This window comes from Bacillus sp. LL01, from assembly GCF_001037965.1.
Genome location: NZ_LFEL01000001.1, coordinates 493712 through 511856, shown reverse-complemented (window position 1 = coordinate 511856; position 18145 = coordinate 493712). Strand labels below are relative to the sequence as shown.

The window sequence follows — 18145 nt, the reverse complement described above, 5'->3', positions numbered from 1 at the left end:
AAAGACCGGGCGGTTTCTGCCTGGTTATTTTTATGTTTAGATGCGGGTATGTGATGGTTTGTTAACAATAAATGCTCATTGTCGTGCGGAATTGAAAGGGATGGTAAGGGAATGTGAAATTACCTAATTTAAAATGGGGAGCTGGAGTGCGAAAGTGCAGAACATTGGAGTTGAAAGGTAGAAGAACGTTTGGGAAATGTAGAAGTGAATCTGGGAAATGTAGAAGGATGCCGCTGAACGGTAGAAGTTCGTGGTTAAAGGGTAGTATGTACAGAGCTAGCAGAGAAGAGGAGTTCCTCTCCAATCCCAAATCAGCTATACTAAAGGTATAGATATAGAGAGAAAGTAGATGAATGGAATGAGGGACGATTACAGTCAATTTATTGACCAAGTAAAAAGAAAGACGGACATTGACCTGGCCTTGTATAAAGAGGGGCAAATGAAAAGAAGGTTGACCTCCCTTTACGAGAAAAAGGGATATAAGAGCTTTAAAGAGTATTATCAACTGCTGGAAAAAAACCAGGAAGAATTAATTGAATTCTTGGATCGTATGACCATAAATGTTTCTGAGTTCTACCGTAATTTTAAACGTTGGGAGATCTTGGAGAAGAAAATCCTGTCTGAGATGTTGAAGGAGAATAAGAGTCCCAAAGTGTGGAGTGCTGCTTGTTCTACAGGTGAGGAGCCGTACACACTTTCGATGGTCCTCAGTAACTTTATCCCGTTGTGTGATATCCGGGTGAAAGCTACAGATATTGATTCGAATGTCATTGCAAGGGCCAAGCTTGCAACCTATCAGGAGCGTTCACTTCAAGAGGTTCCTTTTGAAATTAAAAGCAAATATTTTATGGAGCAAGATGGACTTTACAAAGTCAGGGATGAGATAAAGAGGACGGTAAACTTTAAAAGGCAGAATCTATTAGCTGACCCGTTCGAATCGGAACACGACCTGATTGTTTGCCGGAATGTCCTGATCTATTTTACAGAGGAAGCGAAGGAGCAACTATACCATAAATTCAGTAATGCCTTGAAAAGGGGCGGGATCCTTTTCGTAGGAAGCACGGAACAGATATTCCAACCTGCAAAATATGGGTTTGAAGTGGTGGATACATTTTTTTATAGAAAAGTATAATTTGGAAAACGCCAATCCCTGCAATTGCAGGGGTTTTTCTATAGTAGGAAGAATATTATTTTGACTACTTCCCTGTCGGTCAAAAGTGCGTTTTCCGCCACAACCTGCTTTTTTTTACTAGAACAATCCGCTACACTTATGATATAGTATTACATAATTAATTTTACTTACATGCTTAAAAGCTTTAAAGAGATAAAGGAGAGGCTGATAACGATGAGATATTTGACTGCTGGCGAGTCGCATGGACCGCAATTGACCACCATATTGGAAGGTGTCCCAGCCGGGCTGCCACTGACTGTCGAGGATATTAATGAGGATCTCGCAAGAAGACAGAAAGGGCATGGCCGTGGCAGAAGAATGCAAATCGAAAAGGATACCGTTGATATATTGAGTGGGGTTCGTCATGGTCAAACGTTAGGTTCTCCCATAACCCTGGCGGTTACAAATGATGATTGGAAGCATTGGACCAAGATTATGGGGATTGAGCCCCTATTAGAAGAGCAACAGGAAGAAGTAAAGCGAAAGGTGACAAAGCCACGTCCAGGACATGCCGATCTTAATGGTGCGATAAAATATGGGCACCGGGACATGCGCAACGTCTTGGAACGCTCTTCCGCACGTGAGACTACGGTAAGGGTTGCAGCTGGAGCTGTTGCACGGAAGTTCTTGGCAGAGCTAGGAATTAAGGTGGCTGGCCATGTAACGGAAATCGGTGGTGTGAAAGCAGAGCCGCAAAATACAACAAATTTAGATGACCTTAAAGCGCAAACCGAAGCATCCTCTGTTCGTTGCTATGATAAAAATGTGGAGCAGGCGATGATGGACGCTATTGACACAGCCAAAGAGAATGGAGATTCCATTGGAGGCATAGTGGAAGTGATAGTAGAAGGAGTACCTGCAGGAGTTGGAAGCTACGTTCATTATGACCGTAAATTGGACGCCAAGGTTGCCGCTTCCATTATGAGCATCAATGCCTTTAAGGGTGTGGAGTTCGGGGTGGGCTTCCAAGCGGCAAGCCTCCCGGGAAGCAAGGTACACGATGAAATTGCCTGGAGTGAGGAGCGTGGCTACTATCGTTTATCCAATAACCTTGGTGGTTTTGAAGGTGGTATGACAACGGGTATGCCGATTGTGGTGAGAGGTGTCATGAAGCCGATCCCTACACTCTATAAGCCGCTTCAAAGTGTTGATATTGATACGAAAGAGCCGTTCCAGGCAAGCATTGAACGTTCGGACAGCTGTGCGGTGCCGGCAGCGAGTGTAGTGGCGGAAGCCGTAGTCGCTTGGGAAATTGCTCATGCCATTGTGGAACAGTTCGGGCATGACAGAATGGACCTGATTAAAGAAAATGTCCAAAGGATGCGTGATCATGCCGCAAAATTCTAATTGGACAAAGGTGGGCATTCAGACCGCTTCAAAGGAGTATCCCGTATTTTTGGGGAAAGGGGCGTTTGGACATCTTCCTGAACTCCTGCTTTCTTTTAGTGCTATTCCAAATAAAGTGTTGATTGTGACAGATAATTATGTGGCAAAACTATATCTTGCCAGAGTTGTATCAAGTCTAGAGCAACAATCCTTTAGTGTTCATTCCTATGTACTTCCAAACGGTGAAAGCGCAAAGTCGTTTGAGAACTATTTTGCGATTCAGACGTTTGCACTGGAGAACGGGTTGGACCGTGGTTCTGTGATCATTGCCCTTGGAGGCGGAGTGGTTGGGGATATTGCAGGATTTGTTGCCTCGACATTCATGAGAGGCATTAAATTCATTCAGGTCCCCACCACGCTCCTGGCCCATGACAGTGCGGTTGGCGGCAAGGTTGCCATTAATCATCCTTTAGGGAAAAATATGATCGGCTCCTTTTATCAGCCGGAAGCGGTCATCTATGATGTGAACTTCCTCAAGAGCCTGCCTGAAAAAGAAATGCGCTCAGGCTTTGCGGAAGTGGTTAAGCATTCACTAATTTGGGATGAAGAATTTTATCTATGGATAAAGGAAACTATTCAGAGTATAAACGACCTGACCGAAGAAAGACTTCTTGTGTGCCTGGAAAATGGAATTAAAATTAAAGCCGAGGTCGTTTCAAATGATGAAAAAGAAACGGGGCTTCGCGCCATTTTGAACTTTGGTCACACACTTGGACATGCCCTTGAGGCGGCGTACGGCTATGGCAAAATCACACATGGTGACGGAGTGGCGCTGGGCATTCTTTTTGCAACAAGAGTAAGCGAGAAGCTGAATCCAAACCTGCGATTGGTAGACGAATTGAAAGCAGCCTGGGAGCTTTATGGTTTTCCTACAAGCATACAACCGTCCGTCTCACCGGCAGATCTTTTAGGTTGGATGAAAAAGGACAAAAAAACACAGAACAGTCATATACATATGGTATTGATCCAATTAGTCGGCAACGTGGAACTGAGGTCAGTACCTGATGAGCTAATTCTAGAAACGTTGAAGGAGTTCTATTAATGTGATGGCTTCAACATGTAAAGGGGGAATTCGGTGATCAGAGGTGTAAGAGGTGCAACAACAATAACGGAGAATTCGGAAAAAGAGATTATCAGTAAAACCGAGGAGTTATTACGATCGATGATCCATGCGAACAGCATAGTGGCAGAAGATGTTGCACAAGTATTAATTTCTGTGACAGCAGATATTACGGCATGCTTCCCTGCCAAAGCGCTCCGAAACCTTGAAGGGTGGGACTACGTGCCAGTTATGTGCACAAAGGAGATAGCAGTTCCTAACTCCCTTTCTTCCTGTATCAGGGTCATGATGACAGTGAACACGGAAGTCCCACAGAAAGACATTCAGCATTTATATCTGCATGAGGCTGTGAACCTGCGACCTGATTTGGCAAGACCAATAACGGTTGACAATTAGCAATCTTCTATCATATAGTACTTACAAGCAACAAAAGAGTGTAGAGTTCAGTTTAGAGAAACAAGTTGAGGGCTAGAGAGCCAAAAAAGCAATTGTAAAAAGTTTATGAGCCGAGTTGAGAAGAGAATAGCTGAGAATGAGTTGAGATTAGCTGAGGTTAGAATGTATGTCTATAAATCTACCCAAAGACTATCCTCTGTCTTTGGGTTTTTGTTTTTCCCCATTCTGTAACACCTCGTTACAAAAGCTCATTCTCCATTTGGCGAAAATGGAGGAGATCATGATGCAACAGTTTGCGGAGTTTCTTGAGGCAAGCAAACAATACAAAACCATTCCCATTATTGAAAGTTTTTTTGAAGACACATTAACGCCAGTGTCCATTTTTCAGGCATTAAGGAAAGAGGCGGTCTATCTTCTGGAAAGTAAAGAACCGAATTCAGCTTGGGCAAGATATTCTTTTATCGGGTTGAATCCATTCTGGAAAATAACCGGTAAGGATACGATGATTTCCTTACAGGAGGAAAAGACAGCCAAAATACTGTTCCAATCCAAACAATTAAATGAAGTTATCCAGCAAGCCAATGAATTGCTTCAGGTGAAACAACTGGAGAAAAAGGTGGGATTTACAGGAGGGGCGGTCGGCTATTTGAGCTATGATTTCATTCCGACAATCGAGAAGGTCCCTATGCATCCATCCTACCGTGGAGAACATACAGCCAACCTATTGTACTGCGAGGACATAGTGGTTTGTGACCATAAGGAAAATGAATTGCATTTTATTCATTATATCCGTCTGGATGGAACGGAAAATATGGAGCAGTTACGTGAAAAGTTCAATTATGCAAAACAGTCGATTTCCACAAAGGTTTCCCTTATCCGAAAGCGGGAAGAGATGGATGCACTTTTAGAAGTGGACGACATGAAAGAGCAGTTGCCTGTCCATTCAAACTATACGAAAGAGCGGTTTATTGAACACGTAGAAAAGATCAAGCAATATATCCAGACGGGAGACATCTTTCAATGTGTTCTCTCCCAGCGTTTTAAACTGGAAGCGAATTTGGAAGGGTTTGATGTCTACCGTGTATTAAGAAGACAAAATCCATCTCCCTATCTGTTCTATCTGAAATATAACGAGATGGAGCTGATCGGGAGCTCTCCCGAAAGGCTGATACAGATCGAGGATAAGAAGCTCGAAATACACCCCATTGCCGGTACACGGAAAAGAGGCAAAACGGAGGAGGAAGACCAAGGCTTGGCTCAAGATCTAATGCAGGACGAAAAAGAACAGGCGGAGCACTATATGCTGGTTGATCTTGCGAGAAATGACTTAGGAAGGGTGGCAACATATGGATCTGTTCATACTCCGGTCATAAAAGAGCTTGTTTATTTTTCTAGAGTCATGCATTTGATTTCCATTGTAAAAGGGGAACTATCCCAGAAATTCACACCTGTGGATGCCTTGCTTGCAGCTTTCCCTGCCGGTACAGTTTCAGGGGCGCCAAAGGTAAGGGCGATGCAGATTCTGCAGGAACTCGAGCCGACTGAACGCAATACGTACGCAGGGGCCATCTGTTACATCGGGTTTGATGGGAATATAGATTCCTGCATAACCATCCGGACCATCCAAAAGCGGGGAGATTCCTTTTTTGTCCAAGCGGGAGCCGGTGTGGTGGCAGATTCTGTTCCTGAGCTAGAGTGGAAGGAAACGATAAACAAAGCGTCCGCATTGATTGAAACCATTCAAATAGCTAATAAATATTTTGCGAAAAAGACTGGAGGGTCATGCAGTTATGTTTAAAGCCTATTTAACCAAATTGATAGATGGAGCGAACCTTACAACGGAAGAAGCGGAAAGAGCGATGGACCTTATGATGAATGGTGAGGTGACCTCCAGTCAGATTGCAAGCTTTATTTCCATTCTGAGATTCAGGGGCGAGACAGTCGAAGAAATGCTAGGATTCACCAAAGCCATGCGGGGCCATATGAAGCCGCTTGCCTATGAACATACTCATCTAATAGATACATGCGGAACCGGTGGAGATGGAGCGTCGACTTTCAATATTTCCACTGCCTCTGCGATAGTGGCTGCAAGCGGAGGAGCGAAAGTTGCCAAGCATGGAAATCGCGCAGTTTCCTCTTCAAGTGGAAGTGCAGATGTTTTGGAACAGCTTCAGCTCCCTGTCCAACAGACCCTCGAAGAAGCAACCCGAAATCTGAAGGATAAAGGGATGAGCTTTCTGTTTGCTCCGATCTATCATGGGGCAATGAAGCATGCTGTTGCCCCTAGAAAGGAGATTGGTTTCAGGACCATCTTTAATCTTCTTGGGCCTCTCGCCAACCCCGTCCGTTGCAAGAAACAGGTGATTGGTGTATTTTCAGCTGATTATGCGTTCAAGATGGCTGAAGTGTTGAATGAACTCGGTTCCGAACATGTGTTGATTGTGGCGGGGCATGATGGATTGGATGAAATAACTGTTACTGCCGAAACACATGTAGTTGAGGTGAATAGGGGCAAGATATCCTCCTACACCATCGCGCCAGAGGACTTTGGATTTGATAGAGGACGCTTGGAGGACCTTCAAGTAGCCAACAGTATGCAAAGTGCCCATCTGATCAAACAGATTTTTCAGAACAAAGCTACAGGAAGTGCGAAAAATATTGTCTGCTTGAATGCAGGAGCTGCACTTTATGTTTCAGGAATTGTGGAGACGTTACATCAAGGGGTGGAGCTTGCGAGACAATTGATAGAAACCAATAAGCCATACGAGCTTTTGCAGCAATTGAAAAAGGTGGGGATGAGTGAGCATGTTAACTAATATAGTAGAGACGAAAAAGATGGAAGTGGCAAAAATGACGCTTCCTCCAAAAAAACAGGTACAACACTATTCTTTTTATGAAGCGCTGGCCAACCCAAAACGAAGCATTGGATTAATAGCGGAGATGAAAAAGGCTTCCCCATCAAAAGGAATTCTTAAAGAAAGCTTTGCTCCCATAGATATCGGGGCGGAGTATGAAGGGGTAGGAGTAGATGCCATATCAGTCCTCACAGATCAGACCTATTTCAAGGGGTCAAAGCATGACCTGATGATGGTGAAGGAGACGACAAGCCTCCCTGTGCTTAGAAAAGATTTCATCATTGATTCAATCCAAATCGAGGAAAGTGCACGTATTGGTGCGGATGCGATTTTGTTGATAGCAGAAATTCTGACAGATGAAAAATTGGCAAAACTTTATAAACAAGCAACGGATTCAGGGCTGGATGTGCTAGTGGAGGTTCATAGCTTGGAAAGGCTTTCCCGGCTTCTCCAAACGATCATACCCAGAATAATCGGTGTCAACAACCGGAACCTTGCAACCTTTGAAACAGATGTTCAAACTACCAAGGAGCTTGCAACACATATTCCAAGTTCTTCTTTGCTTGTCAGTGAAAGCGGGATCCTGACTGCAGATGACCTAAACCATGTAAAGGAATTTGGTGCGAATGCAGTTCTTGTAGGGGAGGCATTTATGAAGGATATTTCCCCAAGTACCGGTGTGAAAAGGCTATTCGGAGAACTAAAGCATGCCTAGAACGGAGATAAAGTTTTGCGGCAATAAGAGTTTGCAAGACTACATGGTAGCCATAAGTACAGAGGCTGATTTTATAGGTTTTGTTTTTGCCGACAGCAAGCGGCAGGTGAGGGCTGAACAAGTGACAGAATGGCTCAGGGTGACTTCGCCTGGAAATAAGCGGCTTGTAGGGATATTTGTGAACCAATCAAAAGCGGAAATTCTGCATGCAGTACAAACCGTACCACTTGATGTCGTCCAGTGCCATGGTGATGAGGGACCGGAGTTCATAGAGGACCTGAAGGCCGAGTGTGAGGCAGAGATATGGAAAGTAATTCACCATGAGGATTCTGAAAGTGTAAAGAAAGCGAAAGAGTATATAGCGCTCGTTGATGGAATCGTTATTGATAAAAAGAAGGGCAACCAATATGGCGGTACTGGAACAAGTTTCGATTGGTCATATATTCCGGTTTATACTAAGCTTGCAGCCGAACATGATATCAGATGCATAATTGCTGGAGGGATAAATGAACATACGTTAATTGACCTATTGCCTCATATGCCCCTTGGTATCGATCTATCCAGTGGTATCGAAGAGGATTTCATCAAAAGCAAAGAAAAAATGATTCTGATAGAAAGTATGGTGATGGAATATGAAAAGCGTACAAACACCAGATAGTTTTGGCAGGTATGGAGAGTTCGGAGGGAAGTATGTGCCCGAAACATTGATGCTTCCTTTGGAGGAGCTGGAAACAGGCTTACAAGAAGCGCTGAAGGACCCAGGCTTTCTAGAAGACTATCATTACTATTTGAAAGAGTATTCCGGCAGACCCACTGCTCTGACATATGCGGAAAAACTTACAGAACGGATAGGCGGCGCGAAAATCTATCTTAAAAGAGAAGACCTTAATCATACAGGTGCCCACAAGATTAACAATGCCATTGGTCAAGCTCTACTGGCAAAGCGTTTGGGGAAGAAGAAAATCATTGCTGAAACAGGAGCGGGACAGCATGGAGTTGCTGCAGCAACGGTTGCAGCGAAATTCGGTCTGGAATGCAAGGTGTTCATGGGAGAAGAGGATATCGATCGTCAGTCGCTTAATGTGTTCCGTATGAAGTTGCTTGGAGCGGAAGTTGTGCCTGCAACGAGCGGGAATAAAACATTGAAAGATGCGACAAATGAAGCAATCCGCTACTGGGTACAACACTGTGAGGACCACTTTTACATGATTGGTTCGGTAGTTGGTCCTCATCCTTATCCATATATGGTCCGAGAATTTCAACGTGTTATCGGAGAGGAGTCAAAAAGGCAGTTCCAAGAAAGAGAGGGTGGGTTGCCTGATAAGATCGTCGCCTGTGTGGGTGGTGGTTCGAATGCAATTGGGATGTTCGCCCCATTTGTAGAGGATAAAGTGGAGCTGATTGGAGTGGAGGCTGCAGGAAAAGGGATAGATACACCACTTCATGCTGCAACATTGACAAAAGGGTCGAAAGGGGTCATCCACGGATCACTGACTTACTTGATCCAAGATGAGCATGGCCAGATAGTGGAGCCCTATTCCATATCAGCCGGACTGGATTACCCGGGTATCGGTCCCGAGCATGCATATCTAAAAGATAGTAGAAGGGTCGAATACCAGAGTGTGACTGATGAAGAAGCGCTTGAAGCTCTTGATATTCTTGCTAAAGAAGAGGGCATTATACCTGCAATTGAGTCCGCACATGCCTTAGCATCGGCCTATAAAGAAGCTGCAAAAATGTCAGGAACGGAATCGTTGCTTGTCTGCCTATCAGGCCGTGGTGACAAAGATGTTCATACTTTAATGAAGCGAATGGAGGGGGCAGCGGAATGACATCGTATCTTGAAAGATTACCGAAACATGACAAGCTGTTTATTCCTTTTATTATGTCAGGGGACCCCACGCCTGAACTGACGATCAAGCTTGCACTCTTATTGGAGGAGGCGGGTGCATCTGTACTGGAGCTTGGTGTTCCATACTCCGACCCCCTAGCAGATGGCCCGGTTATTCAACGGGCCTCCAAACGTGCTTTAGCGCATAAAATGACCATTACTGGTACAATGAAACTTGCAGGGGAAATGAGAAGGAGAGGACTGAAAATTCCGATCATCCTCTTTACGTACTATAATCCTGTGTTACAATTAGGGGAAGAATCCTTTTTCGCTTTAGCGCAGGAAAATCAGGTGGATGGCCTATTGATTCCCGATCTTCCATTTGAAGAAAGTAGACGTACACGAGAGAAATGCAGCGAACATGCTATAACATATATTTCTCTAGTTGCACCTACTTCCAAAAAGCGGATGAACACCATTACTGAGCATGCACAAGGATTTCTATACTGCATTTCCTCACTTGGAGTGACTGGGGTGCGAAAGGAATTTTCCAAAGAGTTGTACTCGTTCCTTGAAGAGGTCAAAAAGACGAGTAACGTGCCTACAGCCGTAGGTTTCGGAATATCAGAAAGTGCACATATACAGACCTTGAAGCCTTATTGTGACGGGTTTGTAGTAGGAAGTGCACTCATAAAGATGATAGAGCAAAGAGAAAAACTTTTTAAAGTTGATGAAGAAAAAACCTTGCAGAATTTAAAACAAGAAATAGAGGAGCTTATTTCTCCACTTTTAGCAGAAAGGTGATTGTCGATGATGGATGTAAAAAAACAACTGCTTAACCTGACACCATACCAGCCAGGAAAACCGATGGAAGAAGTGAAGAGGGAGTTAGGCTTAGAGAAAATAGTCAAACTTGCTTCCAATGAGAACCCATATGGTTGCTCTCCGAAGGTTAAACAGGCCCTTATAAATGAACTTGGATCGGCTGCGACCTATCCGGATGGATACGCAAGGAAACTTAGAGAAGCCCTTTCAGAACAAGTTGGAGTCAGTGAAAAGGAGCTTATTTTTGGGAATGGTTCTGATGAAGTGATCCAAATCTTATGCCGTGCCCTTTTAGCACCGGGTAAGAATACGGTCATGCCGGATCCTACCTTCCCGCAATACAAACATAATGCAATCATTGAAGGTGCCGAGATAAGAGAAGTACCTCTGAAAGACGGCTATCATCAGCTTGATGAAATGCTGCAGCAGATTGATGAGAACACAGCGATTGTCTGGTTGTGCAGTCCTAACAATCCTACTGGCACTTATATCGAGGAGAAGCTATTGCTTTCCTTTATCAAAAAAGTACCAAGCAGCACACTTGTTGTAGTTGATGAAGCCTACAAAGAATATGTAACAGCAGAAGACTACCCGGAGACTGTGAAGTTGTTAAATGATTTTCCAAATCTCTTGATAACAAGGACATTCTCTAAAGCTTACGGACTTGCAAGCTTCCGTATTGGGTACGGTATTGCAAATGCTGAACTGATCAGTCTCATCGAGCCGGCAAGAGAACCGTTCAATACAAGCTCCCTTGCACAAGTTGCAGCAACAGTGGGAGTAGAGGATCAGTCTTTTATCAAAGAGTGCGTCATGAAAAACAAAGAAGGGTTAGAACAATATTATGCTTTCTGCGAAGAGATGAATTTGGCATATTACCCTTCTGAAGGGAATTTCGTATTGATCGATTTCCAGACGGATGCCGATGTAATTTTTCATTATTTGATGAGTAAAGGATACATTGTTAGATCTGGAAAAGCGCTGGGCTACCCGACATGTTTACGTATTACGGTCGGTACCGCGGAACAGAACGAAGAGATCATCTCTTACTTGAAAGAATTCCAAATGAAGCAAGCCATCTAATAGAGAGGAGAATTTTCCTCTCTATTTATATATAGACATCAGGCGGTGAAGCATATGAAAGGTAAAGTGTTAATAATTGGACTCGGGTTAATTGGCGGATCGATAGCTCTTGCCATAAAAAAAGAACATCCACTAGCCGATATCGTAGGCTTTGATATTAATGAACAGCAAGGGAAGCTTGCCAAGTCATTGAAAGTCATTGACGAGTATTGTGAACACTATGAAGAGGAAGCTGCCGATGCTGACTTGATCATTATTTCTGTACCGGTCATGCAGTCAAATGAAGTCTTGAAACAGCTTAGCGGACTTACCTTCTCTAAACCTCAGGTGATCATTACAGACGTAGGAAGTACGAAGCATAGTATCACTTCACTTGCAGCTACCCTCTTCCCACAGGGAAATGTTACATTTATAGGGGGACACCCGATGGCAGGCTCCCATAAAAGTGGAGTAATTGCAGCGAAAAGCCATCTTTTTGAGAATGCGTTTTATGTCCTGACTCCATTTGAAGAGGATACCCACCCGAAAGAGGTAGCCTTGACCAAAATGTGGCTGGCAGGGACAAAAGCCAATTTTATTACAATGTCGGCAGCTGAACATGACCTTGTAGCGGGAGTGATCAGCCATTTCCCACATGTGGTGGCGGCTGGCCTTGTACACCAGGCAGAAGACATGCAGTCCAGCAACCCTTATGTTTCAAGGCTTGCAGCAGGCGGATTTCGGGATATCACCAGAATTGCGTCCAGCAACCCGACCATGTGGAAAGATATACTCATACATAATAAAGAAACCATTCTGAAGCTTATGGACAAGTGGATGGAGCATATGGCCACAGTTAAAGAAAAACTGACAGAAAATGATGAAGCATTTCTATTTGACTATTTCAGTCAGGCAAAGGAGTTTCGGGATGGTCTTCCGGTAAAAGCGAAAGGGGCCATACCATCCTTTTACGACCTGTATGTAGATGTACCGGATTATCCAGGTATTATTTCCGAAATTACTGGCATTCTTGCAAAGGAAAAAATCAGCATCACCAATATTCGCATCATGGAAACAAGAGAAGAAATCTATGGTGTTCTCCGCTTAAGCTTCCAATCTGATGATGATCGTCAATCGGCAGAAGAATGCTTACGGAAAAATACGATGTACGAAACCTATATTGTTTAGTGAGGAGATAGATATCATGAAAAAGCTGACAAGCACAGCAAGCGGGTTGCAAGGTAGTATTCTCATACCCGGTGATAAATCCATTTCGCACCGTTCTGTCATGTTCGGATCAATGGCAAAAGGGAAGACGACGGTGGAGAACTTTCTTCCTGGTGAAGACTGCCTAAGTACCATCAGCTGTTTTTCTAAACTAGGTGTAGAGATCGAGCAGGATGGCTCCAATGTGACAGTGTTTGGGAAAGGATTTGAAGGACTAAGTGAGTCTTCTGATGTACTAGATGTAGGAAATTCAGGAACCACTGCTCGATTGATGATGGGAATTCTTTCAGGTCTGCCTTTTCACTCTGTGCTGATTGGGGACGAATCCATTTCCAAAAGGCCGATGAAACGGGTGACAGTTCCGTTGCGTGATATGGGTGCTAGCATTCAAGGAAATCAGGACGGAAACTTTACCCCAATCTCGATTCAAGGTGGGGGTTTGAGTGGAATTGATTATGTCTCCCCAGTTGCCAGTGCACAGGTGAAGTCCGCGATTCTTTTGGCGGGGTTGCGGTCGGAAGGCGTAACAAGCGTAGAAGAACCATTCAAATCCCGTGATCATACAGAGAGGATGCTCCGTGCATTCGGTGTGGATGTGAAGGAAGCAGATGAATGCAAGGTAAGTGTCGAAGGTGGACAGGAACTCGTTTCCGACCTGCATATTGTGGTGCCAGGTGACATCTCTTCCGCAGCGTTTTTCCTCGTGGCTGGTGTCGTCGTGCCGGATAGCAAAGTGACATTGCAACGGGTCGGACTCAACCCTACGCGTACAGGTATTCTGGAAGTCTTGAAGAGCATGGGGGCAAAACTGTCCTACACTAATGTAGTTGAGGAAGGTCCTGAGCCTTATGCCGATATCACGGTGGAAACCTCCTCTCTGACTGGAATAGAAATCGGCGGGGATATTATTCCTCGATTAATAGATGAGGTGCCTATTATCGCCTTGATGGCGACACAGGCGGAAGGCACCACGGTGATCAAGGATGCTGAAGAGCTGAAGGTGAAAGAGACGAACCGCATCGATTCGGTTGTGAACGAGCTGAAAAAGCTTGGAGCGGACATAGAGGCAACAGAAGATGGTATGATTATTAAAGGGAAGACACGTTTGCATGGTGGCACCCTCGATAGTTACGGAGATCACCGGATAGGCATGATGGGAGCCATTGCAAGCCTGATTGCAGAAGGGGAGACAGTGCTTGAAAATGATAAAGCCATAAATGTGTCCTACCCAAGTTTCTTTGAACATCTAGAAAGTCTGAGAAGAGGGTAAATTTAGGGATATTTACGTGAGAGGTCCTTTAGTGGCCTCTTTTTGTTGCTAAGCTTTAATTTTCATACCAACCATCTCCCGGTAAAAAGAATATATCCCTTTCCTTCCGCATAGCTTGTCTTAAGACGATTGTAAGAGGGGGATGCTATGGAGTATATTATGGAAGCTGTAAATATGGTGAAGAACAGAACCACACTCCTCAAAAGCAATATACTCGTGAAAAACAATAAAGTCCATTATATGAAAGAAGGACCTATTACCAGTTCGCGGTCCATGAGAATGGATGTTTCCCCCTATGTGCTGACACCCGGTCATATAATGATGGTCGATAACCTAGAGCAAATGCCCTTTCAGGAATTCAAGCAATTCATCATAGAGAACTATTTGAAAAAAGGCTGTACGACCCTTCTCTCTTTGATTACCATCCAACGGGAACAAGAACTTTTGTCCAATCTGAAAAAAGTCAGAACCATTTTACTGAACAGTCCTATCGATTATTATTTTTCCGTGAGAATCCCTTTTCATAAGCTTACGCCCTCGTTTGTCCGACAATGTAGGCGCCACAAGATTTCGGCTATCTTCCTGCAAATGGAGGATGAGAGTGAACTTACTTCTGTTCCATGGGGATGGATAAAAGATGCCTTATATCAATTTCCAATCACCTTTCTTCCGTGCTGGCAGAACATCTCTCCAACCAAAAAATCAAAAAAGAAAAAAGAATGGAAAATCATCATGAAACAAGAGAATTTATCCCATTCTACCTATTGTCCCGAAGAGGGTATGCCACTGGATTTGGACCTGCTGATGAAAATTGGTATCTATCCTACTAAAGGAGATTTGAGGGTGGGTGGAGAATTAGACTATAATCTCTATTTGTCACCAGAAGGCCATATAATTGAAACAATTCAAAATCTGGATTATGATAGTCATATTCCAGAAGTTACAGTTCATAAAGGAACTATTATCAAAACAGGCGAAAAAGTTTTATTTCGTCCCGGCTTTGGCAAAGAATGTACGGTAACCATCCCCGGTCATTTCTGGATGGATGAAAAAGTATAAAATAGGAAATGCGGGCTAAGACTGACTCCGGGGGTACTCTCGGATTTTAAAACGAAGGGAAGTAGTATTTTGTCTTACACAGTAATCGATCAAGCTTTAGAACTAATAGATAATGGAGAAATCGAAAAAGGACTTTCCTTGCTGAAAGAAAACGAATCCAAGTTTGGGGAAGAGGACCTGTTCCAGACAGCGCAGATCTATCAGCAGCTTGGCATGATCGAAGATGCCAAGGAACTCTTTCAGAACCTTCTTTACCAGTTTCCGAACGAGACGGACCTGATTATTTCATTGGCCGAAGTGCATATAGACCTCGATGAAGAGGATGAAGCAATGGCTTTGCTTGAGAATATTTCAGAAGCGGACGAGGTCTATGTCCAGTCCCTTCTTCTTTTAGCGGACCTTTATCAGGCGCAGGGGCTTTTTGAAGTTGGTGAGCAAAAATTGCTTGTTGCTAAAAAGCTAGCTCCGAATGAACCGATCATCAGTCTTGCTCTTGGAGAACTGAACCTTTCCCAAGGGGATTACAAAAAGGCGATCCCTTTTTACGAATCAGTGCTGCCTCAAGCGGATGATCTGGATTTCTCACTGCAAGAAAGACTGGCAGAATGCTATAGTGCAACTGGCCAATTCGAAGAAGCGATGCCCTATTTCGAGCACGCCCTGCAGAAAGAGTTGAAAATTGACGTATTATTTCAGTACGGTTTTACCGCTTTTCAGGCAGGATATTACAAGACCTGTATCGAAAAACTTAAACAGGTAAAAGAAATGGATTATGAATACTCCTCTCTTTATCTATATCTTGCAAAAGCATATGAGCACGAAGGATTATTGGAAGACAGCCTGCGCGTTGTAAAAGAAGGGTTAGCGGTTAATGAATATAACAAAGAGTTGCAGGTGTATGGAGCAAAGGTGGCAATGAAACAGCAGAATGTTGCCGAGGCGGAAAGATTGTTGAGGGAAGCCATTGCCATTGATCCAGGTTATGTTGAAGCAGCGTTAACTCTGACAAAAATCTTCTTGCAGGAAGAACGCTATGAAGATGTTATAGACTGTCTTCAAGAACTCATCAAGTTTGGTGAAACAGATCCCCAATACGATTGGGACCTGGCTGTCGCATACCAGAAAACGGAAAAATATTCTGATGCATTAAACCATTACCGTCATGCATATACTTCTTTTAAAGATGACAGCAGCTTCCTTTATGATTATGCACACTTTTTATTAGAGGAAGGCAAACGAGAAGAAGCAAAGCCGCTTTTTGAGAAACTAATACAACTAGACCCAACCAACATAGAGTTGCAAGATCTGTATTTAAATTTACAAGAGTAGGGAATATTCTACGCAGAGGAGGGACGATAGTTGTGGCTACCCCTGTATCTGTCAACGAGAAGAAGGACTTTATAAGGTGGTTCTTGGGAAACTATCAATTAAAAAGACGTGAATGTGTATGGATTTTAAACTATTTGATGAGTCATGACCAGTTGATGAAGAAAGTTCACTTTGTCGAGCAAGCCCAATTTTGCCCACGTGGAATTATCATGTCAACCCATTGTGTAGAGGAAGTGCCGTTCAGGTTCTATAAGGAGAATGTCATGACGACGGATGCAGAGAAGTCCTTTCATGACATCAGACTTAATCGAGATGAAGATATCTATATTCAATTGAATTTCCGTTCTGTCTATCATTCACCGCAATATGCTGCAGTGCTTGAGGATAACCCGTTTATGCCGAAGCAGTCCCAAATCAATGAGAAAGACCGCATCTTGGCTGAAAGGATGCTAGAGGAGTCCATTTACACCTTTCAGAAAGAAAAGCTTCTGGAAATGATAGACGATGCGCTGGATCGCCAAGATGAAGAAGCGTTCCGGAAACTGACAGGTCAGTTGAAGAGACTATAGGTAAATGTAAAGTTCCTCATAAGGATAAATGAACTAACCCCCACCATTATTAAGGTAGGGGTTTTATTTTGTAATAAATACTTATATCCACTAAAACATTTGACCTCTCTCTTTATAAAATCTATATTTAAAGGACGAGCAAAAATCCAAAAAAGAAAGAGCTGAAAATCACTCATGAAATGGACAAGCAAAGATATCACCCAATACGTACAAGCTAAAGAATATATTGATACCGTCATCATCCCCCTTATTCCAATCAGCTTCAGCGACAACATCAAAACGATCGCATCCCATGGAGAATACATAAACATACTAAGTTATGAATTAGAAAGGCAGTTTAAAGGGAGAGTAATATTATTACCTTCTTACACCTATGTCGAATCAGACCTACCAGAGAACAAAGTGAACCAACTTAATAACTTAACTCTACATATTAAAAAAGAGAACATTAAACATGTCTTTCTTATGACGTCTGACTCATCCTGGAGCCAGTTTGAACAGGACTTAGAAGGGAAACTGGTATGGTTGCCTGCGATACCGCTTGAGGATATGGAAGAAAAATACAAACAGAAAATCATCCAAGATCAGATGAATCAGTTGCTGCCGATGTTCATCCAAAAATGGCAGGACTAAAAGTACCAGAAAATGTACAAAATATCCCCAAAGGGAACCCTGGAACAAAATGATATTAAAAAAGCAATAGAAAATTAAAAATAATTTCAGAGTATATAAAATAAGTCACAACCTTGCCATTTTTTCGGGGCAGGAGATTATTGACCTTGGGACAAGATTGATATATCATGAGAATGTCCTAGTTTTCTATGTGTTATAATCTACTGTCCGTATGGACTTAGTTCTTTCTATAGAGGGGGGAAAAACAATGAGCGAGAAAAACCATCGCGTGTCTAGACGTCAATTTTTGAACTATACCCTTACTGGTGTAGGCGGTTTCATGGCAGCAGGTATGCTGATGCCAATGGTCCGTTTTGCAATTGATCCAGTACTAAAAGCTGGAAATGAACAAGATTTAGTTGCTGTTTGTGAAGAAAGCGAATTAACTGCGGAGCCGCAAAACTTCCCTTTCAAGATTAAACAAGTGGACGCTTGGTATGAATCTGATGAGCCTAGAACTGCTTGGATTTACAAGGATGAAGAAGGTAAAATAGTTGCCTTATCTCCAGTTTGTAAGCATCTTGGTTGTACAGTTAACTGGGCATCAGATCCTAGCAACGAAGATAAGTTCTTCTGTCCATGCCATTATGGTTTATACTACAAAAATGGTGACAACGTTCCAAATACACCGCCACTTGCACCTCTTGATGTATATGTGCATGAGGTGAAGGATGGAATTGTGTATTTAGGTAATGCGAAGCCAAAAGGGGAGGCGTAA

18 protein-coding genes are annotated in these 18145 nt (G+C 43.3%); all 18 read left to right on the top strand.

The window, feature by feature from the left end; translation table 11 throughout:
• Window positions 1-349 precede the first annotated feature (349 nt).
• The 18 genes from AB685_RS02520 (at window position 350) to AB685_RS02435 (ending at window position 18145) form a co-directional block, all read left to right on the top strand.
• Window positions 350-1132, top strand: coding sequence for a protein-glutamate O-methyltransferase CheR (locus tag AB685_RS02520; protein WP_082153473.1), 783 nt, complete (start codon window positions 350-352; stop codon window positions 1130-1132).
• 213 nt (window positions 1133-1345) lie between these two features.
• Entirely contained in the window at window positions 1346-2518 is a 1173-nt protein-coding gene (gene aroC, locus AB685_RS02515; protein WP_047968963.1) for a chorismate synthase, read from the top strand.
• A complete protein-coding gene (aroB, locus tag AB685_RS02510) occupies window positions 2502-3599 on the top strand; it encodes a 3-dehydroquinate synthase (RefSeq protein ID WP_047968962.1) in 1098 nt (365 codons plus the stop codon). Before aroC ends, aroB begins: the two co-directional genes overlap by 17 nt.
• Window positions 3600-3632: 33 nt before the next feature.
• Window positions 3633-4013 (top strand): chorismate mutase, encoded by a 381-nt coding sequence (aroH, locus tag AB685_RS02505; protein WP_047968961.1) that lies wholly within the window; start codon window positions 3633-3635, stop codon window positions 4011-4013.
• 283 nt (window positions 4014-4296) lie between these two features.
• Window positions 4297-5811, top strand: a complete 1515-nt coding sequence (gene trpE / locus AB685_RS02500) for an anthranilate synthase component I (RefSeq protein ID WP_128755805.1) — start codon at window positions 4297-4299, stop codon at window positions 5809-5811.
• Complete coding sequence (gene trpD / locus AB685_RS02495) at window positions 5804-6829, top strand: anthranilate phosphoribosyltransferase (RefSeq protein WP_047968959.1); 1026 nt, start codon at window positions 5804-5806, stop codon at window positions 6827-6829. Before trpE ends, trpD begins: the two co-directional genes overlap by 8 nt.
• Window positions 6819-7583, top strand: coding sequence for an indole-3-glycerol phosphate synthase TrpC (gene trpC, locus AB685_RS02490; RefSeq protein WP_047968958.1), 765 nt, complete (start codon window positions 6819-6821; stop codon window positions 7581-7583). Before trpD ends, trpC begins: the two co-directional genes overlap by 11 nt.
• The gene (locus AB685_RS02485) at window positions 7576-8241 is read left to right on the top strand and encodes a phosphoribosylanthranilate isomerase (RefSeq protein WP_047968957.1); all 666 of its coding nucleotides are present in this window, start codon (window positions 7576-7578) and stop codon (window positions 8239-8241) included. Before trpC ends, AB685_RS02485 begins: the two co-directional genes overlap by 8 nt.
• A complete protein-coding gene (trpB, locus tag AB685_RS02480) occupies window positions 8216-9415 on the top strand; it encodes a tryptophan synthase subunit beta (RefSeq protein WP_047968956.1) in 1200 nt (399 codons plus the stop codon). The genes AB685_RS02485 and trpB overlap by 26 nt, the downstream gene beginning before the upstream one ends.
• The gene (gene trpA / locus AB685_RS02475; RefSeq protein WP_047968955.1) at window positions 9412-10218 is read left to right on the top strand and encodes a tryptophan synthase subunit alpha; all 807 of its coding nucleotides are present in this window, start codon (window positions 9412-9414) and stop codon (window positions 10216-10218) included. Before trpB ends, trpA begins: the two co-directional genes overlap by 4 nt.
• A 9-nt stretch (window positions 10219-10227) precedes the next feature.
• On the top strand, window positions 10228-11322 hold the full coding sequence (gene hisC / locus AB685_RS02470) for a histidinol-phosphate transaminase (protein ID WP_047969702.1): 1095 nt from the start codon (window positions 10228-10230) through the stop codon (window positions 11320-11322).
• A gap of 54 nt (window positions 11323-11376) precedes the next feature.
• Window positions 11377-12489: a prephenate dehydrogenase gene (locus AB685_RS02465; RefSeq protein ID WP_047968954.1), complete on the top strand. Its 1113-nt coding sequence runs from the start codon at window positions 11377-11379 to the stop codon at window positions 12487-12489.
• Between the two features lie 16 nt (window positions 12490-12505).
• Window positions 12506-13798 carry a 3-phosphoshikimate 1-carboxyvinyltransferase gene (gene aroA, locus AB685_RS02460; protein ID WP_047968953.1) on the top strand — a complete coding sequence of 431 codons (1293 nt, stop codon included), beginning with the start codon at window positions 12506-12508 and terminating at the stop codon, window positions 13796-13798.
• Between the two features lie 147 nt (window positions 13799-13945).
• The gene (locus tag AB685_RS02455; protein WP_047968952.1) at window positions 13946-14857 is read left to right on the top strand and encodes a hypothetical protein; all 912 of its coding nucleotides are present in this window, start codon (window positions 13946-13948) and stop codon (window positions 14855-14857) included.
• 69 nt (window positions 14858-14926) lie between these two features.
• Entirely contained in the window at window positions 14927-16186 is a 1260-nt protein-coding gene (locus AB685_RS02450; RefSeq protein WP_047968951.1) for a tetratricopeptide repeat protein, read from the top strand.
• A gap of 32 nt (window positions 16187-16218) precedes the next feature.
• Window positions 16219-16755, top strand: coding sequence for a ReoY family proteolytic degradation factor (locus tag AB685_RS02445; protein WP_047968950.1), 537 nt, complete (start codon window positions 16219-16221; stop codon window positions 16753-16755).
• A 174-nt stretch (window positions 16756-16929) separates the two neighbouring features.
• Window positions 16930-17388: a YpiF family protein gene (locus AB685_RS02440; protein WP_047968949.1), complete on the top strand. Its 459-nt coding sequence runs from the start codon at window positions 16930-16932 to the stop codon at window positions 17386-17388.
• 247 nt (window positions 17389-17635) lie between these two features.
• Window positions 17636-18145: a ubiquinol-cytochrome c reductase iron-sulfur subunit gene (locus AB685_RS02435; protein ID WP_047968948.1), complete on the top strand. Its 510-nt coding sequence runs from the start codon at window positions 17636-17638 to the stop codon at window positions 18143-18145.

Bases quoted from the DNA above. Each gene is read 5' to 3' on its own strand.
- AB685_RS02520 (WP_082153473.1), top strand. From the start codon at position 350: ATGAATGGAATGAGGGACGATTACAGTCAATTTATTGACCAAGTAAAA.
- aroC (WP_047968963.1), top strand. From the start codon at position 1,346: ATGAGATATTTGACTGCTGGCGAGTCGCATGGACCGCAATTGACCACC.
- aroB (WP_047968962.1), top strand. From the start codon at position 2,502: ATGCCGCAAAATTCTAATTGGACAAAGGTGGGCATTCAGACCGCTTCA.
- trpE (WP_128755805.1), top strand. From the start codon at position 4,297: ATGCAACAGTTTGCGGAGTTTCTTGAGGCAAGCAAACAATACAAAACC.
- trpD (WP_047968959.1), top strand. From the start codon at position 5,804: ATGTTTAAAGCCTATTTAACCAAATTGATAGATGGAGCGAACCTTACA.
- trpC (WP_047968958.1), top strand. From the start codon at position 6,819: ATGTTAACTAATATAGTAGAGACGAAAAAGATGGAAGTGGCAAAAATG.
- AB685_RS02485 (WP_047968957.1), top strand. From the start codon at position 7,576: ATGCCTAGAACGGAGATAAAGTTTTGCGGCAATAAGAGTTTGCAAGAC.
- trpB (WP_047968956.1), top strand. From the start codon at position 8,216: ATGAAAAGCGTACAAACACCAGATAGTTTTGGCAGGTATGGAGAGTTC.
- trpA (WP_047968955.1), top strand. From the start codon at position 9,412: ATGACATCGTATCTTGAAAGATTACCGAAACATGACAAGCTGTTTATT.
- hisC (WP_047969702.1), top strand. From the start codon at position 10,228: ATGGATGTAAAAAAACAACTGCTTAACCTGACACCATACCAGCCAGGA.
- AB685_RS02465 (WP_047968954.1), top strand. From the start codon at position 11,377: ATGAAAGGTAAAGTGTTAATAATTGGACTCGGGTTAATTGGCGGATCG.
- aroA (WP_047968953.1), top strand. From the start codon at position 12,506: ATGAAAAAGCTGACAAGCACAGCAAGCGGGTTGCAAGGTAGTATTCTC.
- AB685_RS02455 (WP_047968952.1), top strand. From the start codon at position 13,946: ATGGAGTATATTATGGAAGCTGTAAATATGGTGAAGAACAGAACCACA.
- AB685_RS02440 (WP_047968949.1), top strand. From the start codon at position 16,930: ATGAAATGGACAAGCAAAGATATCACCCAATACGTACAAGCTAAAGAA.
- AB685_RS02435 (WP_047968948.1), top strand. From the start codon at position 17,636: ATGAGCGAGAAAAACCATCGCGTGTCTAGACGTCAATTTTTGAACTAT.